Raw genomic sequence first — 12169 nt, forward strand, 5'->3', positions numbered from 1 at the left:
ACGCGAGATCCTGGTGGAGACGGAGGAGCAGGGCTTCTGAGGAAGCCCTCCCGCAGCGTCAGGCGGGCATCTCGTCCCGCTGCAGGCGGTGCAGATGGGCGTAGACGCCGCCCGCCTCCATCAGTGCCCCGTGGCTGCCGGTCTCGGCGATGCGGCCGGCCTCCATGACCACGATCAGGTCGGCGTCGCGCACCGTCGAGAGGCGGTGGGCGATGACGAGGGTGGTGCGCCCCTGCATCAGCCGCTCCAGCGCCCCCTGCACCAGCCGCTCGGACTCGGCGTCGAGGGCGCTCGTCGCCTCGTCGAGGAGCAGGATCGGCGCGTCCTTCAGGAAGGCACGGGCGAGGCTGATGCGCTGGCGCTCGCCCCCCGAGAGCCGGCCGCCGCCGGGCCCGACGCGGAACTCGTAGCCCTCCGGCAGGCGCGAGACGAAGCCGTGGGCCGCCGCCGCTTCGGCCGCCGCCTCGATCTGTTCCCGAGAGGCGCCGGGGCGGCCGAAGGCGATGTTGGCCGCGACCGTGTCGTCGAAGAGCACCACCTCCTGCGAGACCACCGCCACCGCCTGCCGGAGGGAGGCGAGCGTCACGTCCCGCACGTCCTGCCCGTCGACGGTCACGCGGCCCCCGGTCACGTCGTAGAGCCGGGGCACGAGGTTGAGGAGCGAGGACTTGCCCGAGCCCGAGCGCCCGACGAGGGCAGTGCGGCGCCCCGCCGGAACGGTCAGGTCGATCCCCTCGAGCGCTGGAGCGTCGGGACGGTAGCGGAAGCGCACGCCCTCGAAGCGGACCTCGCCGGCCCCGATCGTGAGCGGCGCCGCGTTCGGCGCCTCACGGATGGTCGGCGCCTCGTCGATGAGGTCGAAGTAGCGCCGCAGCGCCGCGGCCGCCTCCTGGAGGATGGCGTTGAGGGTGCCGAGCGCTCGCGCGGGCTGCGCGGCGAGCAGCAGCGCGGCCACGTAGCCGGTGAAGTCGCCGACCGTGCGGTCGCCGGACATCACCCGCTGGCCGACGAGGAGCAGCACGCCCGCCACCGCGAGCCCGCCGCCGACCTCGAGCAGCGGGTCGAGCCGCCCTCGGGCGTTGGCGGCCTTCATCTTGAGGCGGCGCACCTCGTCGAGGGCCTCGGCCGCACGGCCCTTGAGGTAGCCTTCCAGCGCGTAGGTCTTGGCGACGCGGGCGCCCTGGAGGCTTTCGGTGATGAGGCTCGCGGTCGCCCCCATGCGCTCCTGCGTCGAGGTCGAGACCCGGCGTAGCTTCTTGCCGATGCGCCCCACGGGGCCGGCCACGAAGGGCACGGTGACGGCGGCGATCAAGGTGAGGAGCGGGTCCATCCAGACCAGCGCCGCGACGAGCCCGACGAGCATGGCGACGTCGCGCAGCAGCACCGTCGAGATACGGGTCAGCGCCTCCTTGATGAAGGCGAAGTCGGTGGTGAAGCGCTGGGTGAAGGCGGCCGGGCTCTCGCGGCCGAGCTGCGCCAGATCGGATTCGATGAGGTGGCCGTAGAGGGCCGCCTGCATGTCGGCCTCGACGCGGGTGACGACGCGGTTCGTGAGCACCGTCTGCCCGTAGAGAGCGAAGCCGCGCACCGAGGTCACCGCGACGACGATCAGCGGACCGTAGGTGAGGGCGGAGGCGTCCTTGTGGTCGAAGGCGTCGAAGGCCGCCTTGATCAGCGCGGGGTAGAGGCCGGTCGCGGCGCCGACCACTGCGATCAGCAGCATCACCACCGCGAGTGTGCCCCGGTGCGGGGAGAGCCAGTCCCGCCACAGCCGGGCAAGGAGGGGCAGGGTGTCGCCTGCCGCGAGAGCGCGGCGCGCCATGAGCGGGGTCCGTGACGGAGCGACCCCGAACGCGCCCCGGGGGCGAGAGGGCGAGCGGTGTTAGCCGCCGCCCCCGCCGGGGATCAAGGGCAGGCCGCCGCCTGCGCCGCGCTCACTCCTCGCCGCCGTGGCGGCCGTGGTGACGGTGCCAGCCCGGCCCGCGCATCGGCCGCGCCAGCATCACGGCCCGGCGCTTCTGGTCGGCGTCGAGGGTGGCATAGAGGGGTTGGGAGGCATCGGCGAGCTTGCGCAGGGCCTCGCCGCGGGCGGTCGCCGCGTCGGCCATCGCCCGCAGGGCGCCGGGCGCGTCGTCGACGATGCGGCCGCGCTCGCGCCGTGCCTCCCGCTGCTCCCGGCGCAGGCGCGCCATGTCGCGGATCGCCGCCTCGACGGGCGGCCAAAGCTTCTCCTGGTCGGCGTTGAGCCGCAGGCCGGCGTGGAGGGCGGCGATGCGCGCCTCGGCGAAGGCCTCGCGGTCGGCGGGCGAGAGGTTGCTCCAGCGGCCGTGCGGCCTGTGGCCGAAGGGGTCGTCCTTGGAGGCGGCGGCGCCCGCCAGGGCGGCCGCGCCGAGGGCACCGGCGGCGAGGGCGGCGAGGGTTCGTCTGCGCATGGGGGGAGCTCCGGGATCCTCCCCGGGGGCTCCGGGGCGACATGATCCTCGCGCGGGCCGCGTGGCGCCCCGCTGTCCGCCGGATGACAGCTTGTCCATGTTGGCGCTCAGGCCTGCGCCCCGGACATGTCCATGTGCATCACCTCCCAGACATGCCCGTCGAGGTCCTGGAAGCTGATGCCGTACATGAAGCCGTAGTCCATCGCCGGCTTCCAGGGCCGGGCGCCGGCGGCGAGCGCCTTGGCGAGCATGTCGTCCACCGCCTCACGGCTCTCGGCGGAGAGGCAGGTGAGCACCTCCTTCACCTTGAAGCCGTCGGCGATCTCGCCGGTGATGAAGTCGCGGAAGCGCGGCTCGGTGAGGAGCATCACGAAGATCGTCTCCGAGACGACCATGCAGGCGGCCGCATCATCGCTGAACTGCTCGTTGAAGGAGAAGCCCAGCGCGCCGAAGAAGGTGCGCGCGGCGGGCAGGTCCCGCACCGGCAGGTTGACGAAGATCATCCGCATGGTCGGCATCCCCCAAGATTCGCGACGGCCGCAGGGTAGCCCGAGTCCCGGCAGCCCGCATCCGCCACGCGGCGGACGATGCGGGTTGGCAGTGTAATACTATTACATTATCAGGGCCTTCGATTGTGAGAGGCCGCGCCGTTGCGCGCGCCCCAGAGGAACGGCGCGGCGGATGATCTCGACCAGGCGGGCAGGGCTGACGACGATCCTCGCGGGCCTCGCCCTGATGGTCGCGACCGCATCGGCCGGTCCCGTGCGGGCCGAGGGTGCGGAGCCGCTCAAGGTCGTGGCGACCTTCTCGATCCTCGCCGATCTCGCCCGGCAGGTCGGCGGTGCGCATGTCGCGGTCACGAGCCTCGTCGGCCCGGATTCGGACGCCCACAGCTACGCGCCGGCCCCGGCGGACGCGCGCCGCATCGCCGAGGCCGACATTGTCATCGTGAACGGGCTCGGCTTCGACGGCTGGCTCGACCGGCTGGTCAAGGTCTCGGCGGCGAAGGCGCCGGTGGTGGTGGCGGCCAGGGGCGTGCGCACCATCGCGGGAGACGATGGGCACGGGCACGGTCATGCGCACGACGTCGACCCTCATGCCTGGCAGAGCGTGGCGAACGTGCGGGTCTACGTCGCCAACATCCGCGACGGCCTCGCCAAGGCCGATCCGGCCCGCGCGAAGGTCTACGCCGGCAACGCCGAGGCCTACATCCGGCAGCTCGACGCCCTCGACGGCGAGATGCGCGCGACGCTCGCCGCGCTGCCGCCGGAGCGGCGGCGGATCATCACCAGCCACGACGCCTTCGGCTACCTCGCCGAGGCCTACGGCCTCGTCGTCCTGGCGGCGCAGGGGGTCTCGACGGAGAGCGAGGCGAGCCCGAAGGGCATCGCCTCGCTGATCCGCCAGATCCGCCGGGAGCGGGTGCCGGCGGTGTTCGTGGAATCGATCGCCGACCCGCGGCTGATGGAGCAGGTGGCGCGGGAGAGCGGCGCCCGCCTCGGCGGCCGGCTCTACTCGGACGCGCTCTCCGCGCCGGGCGGACCGGCCTCGACCTATCTCGACCTGATGCGCGCGAACCTGCGGACCATCGCCGAGGCGCTCAAGGGTTAGCCGCAGGGCGCGCGGTGATCGCCTTCCTCGATCACCATATTGTATACACCCGATACAATCCTAGATCGAATCAATATAATTCGGTCTTCGTTGCGCCGTTAGGGACAGATTTACTGAATATGCCGGATTGTGACCTTCATCGTCACAATCGGACCCCCGTCATGCGCCTCCCTCGACCCCGCATCGGCCTGCGGGCGCAGATCGCCTTCCTCGGCGTAGGAGGCGTCCTCCTGATCGGGGCGATCACCACCTTCGGCAGCCGCGAGCAGGATCGCTTCCAGGCCGCCGCCGACGCGAGCGTACGGCTCCGCGGCGCGGTCGCCGGGCTCGCCGACGATCTTCTGGTGGCGCGGCAGGTCGAGACGGAGTTCCTGCTCAAGCGCGAGGAGGCGCTGATCGGCAAGCGGGAGGCCGCGACCGCGCGGGCGCTGTCCCGCCTCGACGGGATCGAGGCCGGCGTCGCCCCGCTCGCCCCCGAGGATCCCCTGCGCAAGGCCGAGACGCTCCGGGCCGGGCTCAACCTCTATGTCGGCCGGTTCGGCAACGTGGTCGCGGCCCAGCGCACCCTCGGCTTCTCGGAGAAGGACGGCCTGCAGGGCCGGCTGCGCCAGGCCGTGCATGCCGTCGAGAAGCGCCTGGGGGAGTTCGACGAGCCCCGGCTGGCCGTGCTGATGCTGCAGATGCGCCGCCACGAGAAGGACTTCCTGCTGCGCGGCGACGAGCGCTACGGCGAGGAGCTGCGCAAGCGGGTCGCCGAGTTCCTGCCGCTGCTGGAACGCTCCTCACTCGCGCCGGCCACGAGGACCGAGATCGGGTCGCTGATCCGCAGCTACGAGCAGAGCTTCATGGCCTTCATGATGGGCGCCGTGACCCTCAAGGAGGAGGCGGACGACCTCGTCGCGATCTATCGCCGGATGGAGCCCTTCGTGGCGCAGATCGTCGCGGACGCCGACGCCCGCGCGGGGGAGGCCGAGGCCGCCATCGTCGCCTCGCGGGCACACACGGCGCGGCTGACCTGGTGGACCATCCTACTCACGGTGCTCTGCGCGGGCGGCCTCTCCTGGTGGGTCGGCCGGCGCATCTCGGGGCCTCTGCGCGCCCTGTCGGAGGCGATGCAGCGTCTCGCCGCCGGGGACCTCCAGGTGCGGGCGCCCTCGGTCGCCCGGCAGGACGAGATCGGCAACCTGTCGCGCGCCTTCACGGTGTTCCACGGCAAGATGGTGGAGAACGGCGAGCTGACCCTCGAGCAGGCGGCGACGCGCGCCCGCGCGGAGGCCGAGCGGCGGGCCACGATGCACGCGCTCGCCGACCGGCTCGAGCGGGAGGTCGGCCACGCGATCCAGGGCCTGTCGACGGCGGCCGGCGAGATGCAGGCCGGCGCGACGCAGGTCTCGGGAGCGGCCGAGAAGACCCGGGGACGGGCGAGCGCCGTCGCCTCGGCCTCCGAGGAGGCGTCGGCGAACGTGCAGACCGTGGCCTCGGCGGCGGAAGAGCTGACGGCCTCCCTCGACGAGGTCGCCGGGCAGGTCTCGCGCTCGGCCGGAATCACCCGCCGCGCCGCCGAGGACGCGGCCCGCACCGACCGGACGATCCGCGACCTCGCCGCGGCGGCCGAGCGCATCGACGCCGTCGTCGGCCTGATCGCGTCGATCTCCGCCCAGACCAACCTGCTGGCGCTCAACGCGACGATCGAGGCGGCGCGGGCCGGCGAGGCCGGGCGCGGCTTCGCCGTCGTCGCCGGAGAGGTGAAGTCCCTCGCCAGTCAGGCCGCCAGGGCGACCGACGACATCCGCGTCCAGATCGGCGCCATCCAGGCCGTCAGCACGGAGGCGGTGACGGCCGTCCAGGGCATCGTCGAGACGGTCCGGGAGATGGACGGCATCGCCGCGGCGATCTCGGCAACCGTCGACCAGCAGCGCACGGCGACGCAGGAGATCGCCGCCAGCGTGATCCTCGCCGCCCAGGGGACGCAGGAGGTGTCGGCCAACATCGCAGGGGTCGGCTCGGATGCGGAGGACGCCGCCCAGGCCTCGCAGGCCTCCCTCGGGATCGCCGCCGACGTCGCCTCGCGGGCCGGGGAGCTCGGGCAGGTCGTCGACCGCTTCCTGGCCGGGGCCCGCGCCGCCTGAGACGCGCCGCCCGGCCTCAACCCCCGGTCATCGGCGGGAAGAAGGCGACTTCGGCGGCGCCCGTCACGGCGGCGTCCGGCCGGACATGGACGCGGTCGACGGCCGCGCGCACCACGGAATCGTTCTCGAAGGCGTAGGCGTATTCCTCGCCCCGGCCCTTCAGCCAGGCGACGAGGTCGGCGACGGTGGCGACGCCGGGGGGCGGGGAGACCTCCTCCTCGGCCTTGCCGACGCGCTCCCGCACCCAGGCGAAATAGACGAGCTTCATCCGGGTCCCTCCGGGAGTTCCGTCAGCGCGGGTCGTCGATGACGTGGCGGATGCCCGAGCGCATGTAGTCCCAGCCGGTATAGAGCGTCAGCGCGGCGGCGAGCCACAGGAGCCCGGTGCCGATCGCCTGCGTGCCCGGCAGGATCGTCTCGCCGGCCGGGCCCGCGATCAGGAAGCCGAGGGCGAGGAGTTGGGCGGTGGTCTTCCACTTGGCGACCCGGCTCACGGGCACGCTCACCTTCAGCTCGGCGAGGTACTCGCGCAGGCCCGAGACCAGGATCTCCCGGCACAGGATCACGATCGCGGCCCAGAGCGTCCAGTCGCGGATGCCGCCGGAGGCGGCGAGCATGAGCAGGCAGGCGGAGATCAGGAGCTTGTCGGCGATGGGGTCGAGCATCCGCCCGAGCGCCGAGCTCTGCGCGTAGGTGCGGGCGACGTAGCCGTCGAGATAGTCGGTGATCGCGGCGAGCGCGTAGACGCCGAGCGCCGCGAAGCGGGCGCCGTGCTCCTCCGGCCAGAACAGCAGCCCCGCCACGACCGGAACCGCCGCGAGCCGCCCGTAGGTCAGGCAGTTGGCGAGCGTCCAGGCGGCGGACCGGCGTCGAGGCAGGACGGCGTTCATCGCGGGGGTGAAATCATGCGGCTCCAAGGGCGTCAACTGGCCGCTCCGCGGGGCACAAGCTCAATTTCCGGCATGGAAGAAATCGTAGACCGCCCGCGCCGTCGCCGCGTTGACGCCGGGCGCCCGGGCGAGGTCCTCGAGCGCCGCCCGCTGGATCGCCTTCACCGTCCCGAAATGGTGGAGGAGGGCGCGTTTGCGGGTCGGCCCGATGCCGGCGATCTCGTCGAGGGGGTTGCGCACCATCTCGCGCTTTCGCTTGGCGCGGTGGGTGCCGATGGCGAAGCGGTGGGCCTCGTCCCGCAGGCGCTGCACGAAGTAGAGGGTCGGGTCCCGCGGCGGCAGCTTGAAGGGGGCGCGGCCGGGCACGAAGAAGGTCTCGCGGCCGGCATCCCGGTCGCGACCCTTGGCGACGCCGACCAGGGCGACGTCGGTGACGCCGACCGCCTCCAGCGCCTCGCGGGCGGCGTCGAGCTGGCCCTTGCCGCCGTCGATGAGCACGAGATCGGGCCAGGCCGGGAAGGCGTCGGGATCCCCCTCCGGCGGCGGGGCCACGGGGTCGGCCGGACCGCCCTCGGCGGCCGCCACCGCCGCCTCCTTCGGCGTCCGCGGCGCCTCCTTGACGAGGCGCTTGAAGCGCCGCTGCAGCACCTCGCGCATCATCCCGTAGTCGTCGCCCGGGGTCAGCTCCTCCGAGCGGATGTTGAAGGTGCGGTAGTGGGTCTTCATGAAGCCGGTGGGTCCCGCCACGACCATGCCGCCCACCGCGTTCGTGCCGGAGATGTGCGAGTTGTCGTAGACCTCGATCCGTCGCGGCGATCCCTCCAAGCCGAAGGCCTGGCCCAGCGCCGTGAGCAGCTTGCCCTGGGAGGCGGTGTCGGCCAGCCGCCGGCCGAGCGCCTCCTTGGCGTTGCGCTGGGCGTGGTCCACGAGCACGCGCCGCTCGCCGCGCTGCGGCCGGTGAAGCTCGACCCGGTGCTCGACCCGGCTCGACAGGGCCGCGGCGAGAAGCTCCGCATCCTCGATCTCGTGAGAGGCGAGCACGAGCTTCGGCGCGGGCTTGTCGTCGTAGAACTGGCCGATGAAGGAGGCGAGCACCTCGGAGGGGCTCATCGTCCGGTCGGCCTTGGGGAAGTAGGCCCGGTTGCCCCAGTTCTGGAAGTTGCGGAAGAAGAACACCTCGATGCAGAACTGGCCCGCCTGCTCGTCGAGGGCGAACACATCCGCCTGCTCGACTCCTTGCGTGTTGACCCCTTGCGTCCCCTGGATCGCCGAGAGCGCCGCGATGCGGTCGCGGAAGCGCGCCGCCCGCTCGAACTCCATCGCCTCGGAAGCCTCCTGCATCTCCTGGCGCATCCGGTCCTTCACGGCGTTGGACTTGCCGGCGAGGAAGTCGTTGGCGACCTTGGCGAGGCCCGCGTAGTCGTCGAGGGCGATCTCGCCGGTGCAGGGGCCGGAGCAGCGCTTGATCTGGAAGAGCAGGCAGGGCCGGCTGCGGTTCTCGTAGTAGCTGTCGGAGCAGGTCCTAAGCAGGAAGGCCCGCTGCAGGGCGTTCACGGTGCGGTTCACCGCCCAGACGCTGGCGAAGGGGCCGTAGTAGCTGCCCTTGCGGCGGCGCGCGCCCCGGTGCTTGACGATCTGCGGCGCCGGCCCGTCGGCGGTCACGAGGATGTAGGGGAACGACTTGTCGTCGCGCATCAGCACGTTGAAGCGCGGCTTCAGCTGCTTGATGAGGTTGGCCTCGAGCAGAAGCGCCTCGGTCTCGGTGGCGGTGGTGACGAACTCCATCGCCGCCGTCTGCGAGATCATCCGCGCGATGCGGTTCGAGTGCGCCTGGCCCCGCGCGTAGGAGCCGACCCGCGCCTTCAGGTTCTTGGCCTTGCCGACGTAGAGCACGTCGCCCTTGGCATCGAACATCCGGTAGACGCCGGGCGAGCCGGGCAGGGTCGACCAGAAGCGGCGGATCACCTCGGTGCCGGCGCTGACGGCGCCGGGCTCGAAGTCGAAGTCGATCTCGGGACCGTCGTCGAGGGCGTCGGCGGCGAGTTCGTGCCCCTCGTCGGCCTCCCCGCCGTCGTCGAACGTGTCGGGAGGCGCGTCCGCCCCTGATCTCCGGCTCATGCCGGAGATTTAGGCGTCCCGGATTCCGGAGGGAAGGGCGGCTTCAGTCGAACAGGGCGTCGATGTCGTTCTGGTCGACATGGCCGATGTCGTCCTCGAGCTTCGGCCCGTTGAGGAGCGAGCTCTCGTCGTCGACGCTCGGGCTGGCCGGAAGGCCGACGAGGTCGCGGAAGCCTTCCAGGCCGCCCCAGGCCTCGATCACCCGGTCGAGATGGTCTTCGACGAACTTCATCACGTTGACGATCTTGCTGATGCGCTGGCCGGTCAGGTCCTGGAAGTTGCAGGCCTCGTAGGCGACGACGACCCGCTCCAGGATGGCGTCGACGTTCTCCTGCCCCGCGCGGGCGAGGCGCTGGGCACGCAGCATGTTCGCCTGGGTCTCGATGTCCTCGATGGCGCCGAGCAGGCTGGTGGTGGCCCGCTCGGTCGACTCGACCACGGCGTCGAGCTCGTCGGCGGCGCGGCGCATCCCCTTGCCGTTGTGCTCGGACCGGTGGAGGGCGGCGAGCTCCTCCTTGGTACGAGTGATCGCCTCCTTCATCTTGTCGAGCTCGCCGCGCATGGCGAAGGCCTCGCCGAGCTCCCGGCGGCACATCTCGATGGTCTCGCCGGCGCTCGCCTGGGTGATGCGCTTGAGGTCGTTGATGGCGCCGAGGATCTCCTCCAGCCGCGCGCCGCCGATCTCGACGGCGGGCTGGGCGGCGGCGGCGGGCGGGATCCCGAGGCTGTCCTCGATGCGGTAGCGCTTGCTGATCATCGGAATCCGGCGTGCAGAAGAGGTCGTTCGGAAGAGTTTTGCGCAAAACGGTTGCGACTTCTTCAACATGCCGGCGCCGGAGGCGACATTAACCGGGCGCTCACCCTGGTATCGGCTCGTCCGCCCGCGGATCGTGCCGGGTGAACGATTCACCACGTTCCTTCACGCAATCCTGCGGCGGCGGGCGGATCGTTCCCAGACGAACGCCCGGCCCCTCGGTCTGCGGCGCGGACGGGGGACGGGATGCGGGTTCGGCTTTTCGGTGCGCCGGCGCGGAGCGGCGCGAGGGTGCTGGCGGTGGCCGTGGGTCTCGCGGCGGGGAATGCCTCGGCACAGGGCTACGGGGGCGGCCTGATCGAGTTCCTGGTGACGGGACAGGCCGCCGGGGCGCGGCCGACCGCCTACCGGGCAAACCCTCTCGGGCGCGGCGACGGCACCCTTCCCGGACATCCGGCCGCCTACGGCTACGGCGGGCCGGGCACCTACAACCCCTATGACGGCGATCCGCTGCCGGCGGCGATGCCCGCGCCGCGCGGTCCCCGGCCGGCGGCCTACGCTTCGGCACCGGAGCCGGGCTACGCCCCGGCGCAGGAGGCGATCCGCCGCGGCCCCGATCCGCAGTTCCTGCGCCAGGAGGTCGCCTATGCCGGCCCTCAGGCACCGGGGACCATCGTCGTCGACACGCCCTCGCGCCACCTCTACCTCGTGCAGGCGGGCGGGCGCGCGATCCGCTACGGGATCGGCGTCGGGCGGCCGGGCTTCTCCTGGGCGGGCCTCAAGACCGTGAGCGCCAAGCGCGAATGGCCGGACTGGACGCCGCCTGCCGAGATGCTCCAGCGCCGTCCCGACCTGCCGAGGCACATGACGGGTGGGCCGCAGAACCCGCTCGGCGCGCGGGCGCTCTATCTTGGCTCGTCGCTCTACCGCATCCACGGCACCAACGAGCCGCACACCATCGGTCAGGCAGTATCCTCGGGCTGCATCCGCATGATGAACGAGGACGTGATCGACCTGTTCGAGCGCGTGCCCGTGGGCACCAGGGTCGTGGTGATCTGACCGTTCCCGAACGCGAGAACGCCGCGGTCCCCGGTCGTCCCGGAGCCGCGGCGCTCTTCGCATCAAGCCCGCTCGGCGGGCGCGGGCATCACACCCAGTCGTCGTCCCCGCCACCGCCGAGGTCGCCGTCGAAATCCCCGCCGCCGCTGTCGTAGGAGGCGTCCTGGAAGTCGCCGCCGCCGAGCGCCGAGCCGAAATCCTCGCTCGCGGCGGGCGCCGCGCCGCCGAGACCGGCCGAGGCCGCGTTACCGAGCTGCGAGTGGCCGCCGGCGAAGGCGCTCGACAGGGCGCTGCCGAGCAGCATGCCGCCCGCCGCGCCGGCCGCCATCGGAAGGGCCGTCGCCATGAAGCCGCCGCCCCGCGCCGGGGCCGCCTGCTGCTGGCCGCCCCAGGGGCCGCCCTGCTGCGGCGGGCCGCCGTAGCCGCCCTGCTGAGGATAGCCCTGCGGGCCTCCGCCGTAGCCGCCCTGCTGCCCGAAGGGCTGGCCGGCCGGGCGCGGGGGCTCCTGGCGGGAGCTGCCGCCGAAGATGCTCGACAGGAAGCCGCCGCCGCCCTGGGGCTGCGACTGCGCGGAGCGCCGCGCCTCCTCGAGTTGCTGGTGGAGGCTCTTGATCGCCTCCTCCTGCACGTAGATGAGCTGCGCCATGGCGTAAGGCGCGTAGGGCTGGGCCCGGAGCCGGTCGGCGATGAAACGCTCGGCGTCCGCGTCGCGCGGCTGGCTCGCAGCCTGCTCGAGACGCTGGAAGATGCCGGCGATGACGTCGCGTTCTTCGCTGTTCATGGAGTCTCCCTCCTGACCTCTGCCGGCGCCTTGTGGGGCGGCTCGGGCAGTCGAGGAGGTAGATGGGGGCAACCGGAGCCGTTGTCAGGGGTCGTGCGAAGAAAACAATCGCCTTCCCGGCCGGTCTTTTAGCACCTCTCAAGGGATGAGAACCATCGCCCGAACGTAGAAACGCCCGGCCCGTCTGTGTGACGGGCCGGGCGTTTCGGTGTTTCGGTACGGACAGGGGCGGGGATGGCCCGCCCCTGTCCGTGGGGCCCGGGTCCGTTCTTAGTAGGATCCGAACTTGTAGTTGATGCCGGCGCGGACGACGGCGAACTCGGTCTCGTTGCGGCGGTTGGCGGGACCGGCGATCTGGACGACGCCGGGCTGGCCCAGCGCGACGGCCCCACCGG

At 72.1% G+C, this 12169-nt stretch carries 11 protein-coding genes and 1 pseudogene; 3 read left to right on the plus strand and 9 right to left on the minus strand.

What is annotated here, in order from left to right; translation table 11 throughout:
- Window positions 1–58 precede the first annotated feature (58 nt).
- From MFF04_RS21170 to MFF04_RS21180, 3 genes are all read right to left on the minus strand, one after another.
- Window positions 59–1822, minus strand: coding sequence for an ABC transporter ATP-binding protein (locus tag MFF04_RS21170; RefSeq protein WP_238278897.1), 1764 nt, complete (start codon window positions 1820–1822; stop codon window positions 59–61).
- A 112-nt stretch (window positions 1823–1934) separates the two neighbouring features.
- The gene (locus MFF04_RS21175; RefSeq protein ID WP_238278899.1) at window positions 1935–2432 is read right to left on the minus strand and encodes a Spy/CpxP family protein refolding chaperone; all 498 of its coding nucleotides are present in this window, start codon (window positions 2430–2432) and stop codon (window positions 1935–1937) included.
- Window positions 2433–2539: 107 nt separating this feature from the next.
- On the minus strand, window positions 2540–2941 hold the full coding sequence (locus MFF04_RS21180) for a VOC family protein (protein WP_238278901.1): 402 nt from the start codon (window positions 2939–2941) through the stop codon (window positions 2540–2542).
- Window positions 2942–3113: 172 nt separating this feature from the next.
- Here MFF04_RS21180 and MFF04_RS21185 point away from each other — a divergent pair, with 172 nt between their 5' ends.
- The gene (locus tag MFF04_RS21185) at window positions 3114–4043 is read left to right on the plus strand and encodes a metal ABC transporter substrate-binding protein (protein ID WP_373320134.1); all 930 of its coding nucleotides are present in this window, start codon (window positions 3114–3116) and stop codon (window positions 4041–4043) included.
- A 161-nt stretch (window positions 4044–4204) separates the two neighbouring features.
- Window positions 4205–6172 carry a methyl-accepting chemotaxis protein gene (locus MFF04_RS21190; RefSeq protein ID WP_238278902.1) on the plus strand — a complete coding sequence of 656 codons (1968 nt, stop codon included), beginning with the start codon at window positions 4205–4207 and terminating at the stop codon, window positions 6170–6172.
- A gap of 16 nt (window positions 6173–6188) precedes the next feature.
- Here the strand turns inward: MFF04_RS21190 and moaD are convergent, their stop codons facing one another.
- The 4 genes from moaD to MFF04_RS21210 are packed head-to-tail and all read right to left on the minus strand — an operon-like array spanning window position 6189 to window position 9937.
- The gene (gene moaD, locus MFF04_RS21195; protein WP_238278904.1) at window positions 6189–6440 is read right to left on the minus strand and encodes a molybdopterin converting factor subunit 1; all 252 of its coding nucleotides are present in this window, start codon (window positions 6438–6440) and stop codon (window positions 6189–6191) included.
- A gap of 22 nt (window positions 6441–6462) precedes the next feature.
- Window positions 6463–7062 (minus strand): CDP-diacylglycerol--glycerol-3-phosphate 3-phosphatidyltransferase, encoded by a 600-nt coding sequence (pgsA, locus tag MFF04_RS21200; RefSeq protein WP_238278915.1) that lies wholly within the window; start codon window positions 7060–7062, stop codon window positions 6463–6465.
- Between the two features lie 60 nt (window positions 7063–7122).
- Complete coding sequence (gene uvrC, locus MFF04_RS21205; RefSeq protein WP_238278905.1) at window positions 7123–9180, minus strand: excinuclease ABC subunit UvrC; 2058 nt, start codon at window positions 9178–9180, stop codon at window positions 7123–7125.
- 43 nt (window positions 9181–9223) lie between these two features.
- Window positions 9224–9937 (minus strand): protein phosphatase CheZ, encoded by a 714-nt coding sequence (locus tag MFF04_RS21210; protein ID WP_238278907.1) that lies wholly within the window; start codon window positions 9935–9937, stop codon window positions 9224–9226.
- 243 nt (window positions 9938–10180) lie between these two features.
- On the opposite strand from MFF04_RS21210, the gene MFF04_RS21215 reads away from it, so the two are divergent.
- Window positions 10181–10993, plus strand: coding sequence for a L,D-transpeptidase (locus MFF04_RS21215; protein WP_373320136.1), 813 nt, complete (start codon window positions 10181–10183; stop codon window positions 10991–10993).
- Window positions 10994–11081: 88 nt separating this feature from the next.
- On the opposite strand, the gene MFF04_RS21220 is transcribed toward MFF04_RS21215, so the two are convergent.
- Window positions 11082–11774 (minus strand): DUF2076 domain-containing protein, encoded by a 693-nt coding sequence (locus MFF04_RS21220; RefSeq protein WP_238278911.1) that lies wholly within the window; start codon window positions 11772–11774, stop codon window positions 11082–11084.
- Between the two features lie 270 nt (window positions 11775–12044).
- Window positions 12045–12169, minus strand: a pseudogene (locus MFF04_RS21225) (porin family protein); the annotation flags it as partial.

The sequence above is a fragment of the Methylobacterium jeotgali genome (genome assembly GCF_022179345.1).
GTDB lineage: Bacteria > Pseudomonadota > Alphaproteobacteria > Rhizobiales > Beijerinckiaceae > Methylobacterium > Methylobacterium jeotgali.

Bases quoted from the DNA above. Each gene is read 5' to 3' on its own strand.
- MFF04_RS21185 (WP_373320134.1), top strand. From the start codon at position 3,114: ATGATCTCGACCAGGCGGGCAGGGCTGACGACGATCCTCGCGGGCCTC.
- pgsA (WP_238278915.1), bottom strand. From the start codon at position 7,062: ATGAACGCCGTCCTGCCTCGACGCCGGTCCGCCGCCTGGACGCTCGCC.
- MFF04_RS21170 (WP_238278897.1), bottom strand. From the start codon at position 1,822: ATGGCGCGCCGCGCTCTCGCGGCAGGCGACACCCTGCCCCTCCTTGCC.
- MFF04_RS21220 (WP_238278911.1), bottom strand. From the start codon at position 11,774: ATGAACAGCGAAGAACGCGACGTCATCGCCGGCATCTTCCAGCGTCTC.
- MFF04_RS21210 (WP_238278907.1), bottom strand. From the start codon at position 9,937: ATGATCAGCAAGCGCTACCGCATCGAGGACAGCCTCGGGATCCCGCCC.
- MFF04_RS21180 (WP_238278901.1), bottom strand. From the start codon at position 2,941: ATGCGGATGATCTTCGTCAACCTGCCGGTGCGGGACCTGCCCGCCGCG.
- moaD (WP_238278904.1), bottom strand. From the start codon at position 6,440: ATGAAGCTCGTCTATTTCGCCTGGGTGCGGGAGCGCGTCGGCAAGGCC.
- MFF04_RS21215 (WP_373320136.1), top strand. From the start codon at position 10,181: ATGCGGGTTCGGCTTTTCGGTGCGCCGGCGCGGAGCGGCGCGAGGGTG.
- MFF04_RS21175 (WP_238278899.1), bottom strand. From the start codon at position 2,432: ATGCGCAGACGAACCCTCGCCGCCCTCGCCGCCGGTGCCCTCGGCGCG.
- uvrC (WP_238278905.1), bottom strand. From the start codon at position 9,180: ATGAGCCGGAGATCAGGGGCGGACGCGCCTCCCGACACGTTCGACGAC.
- MFF04_RS21190 (WP_238278902.1), top strand. From the start codon at position 4,205: ATGCGCCTCCCTCGACCCCGCATCGGCCTGCGGGCGCAGATCGCCTTC.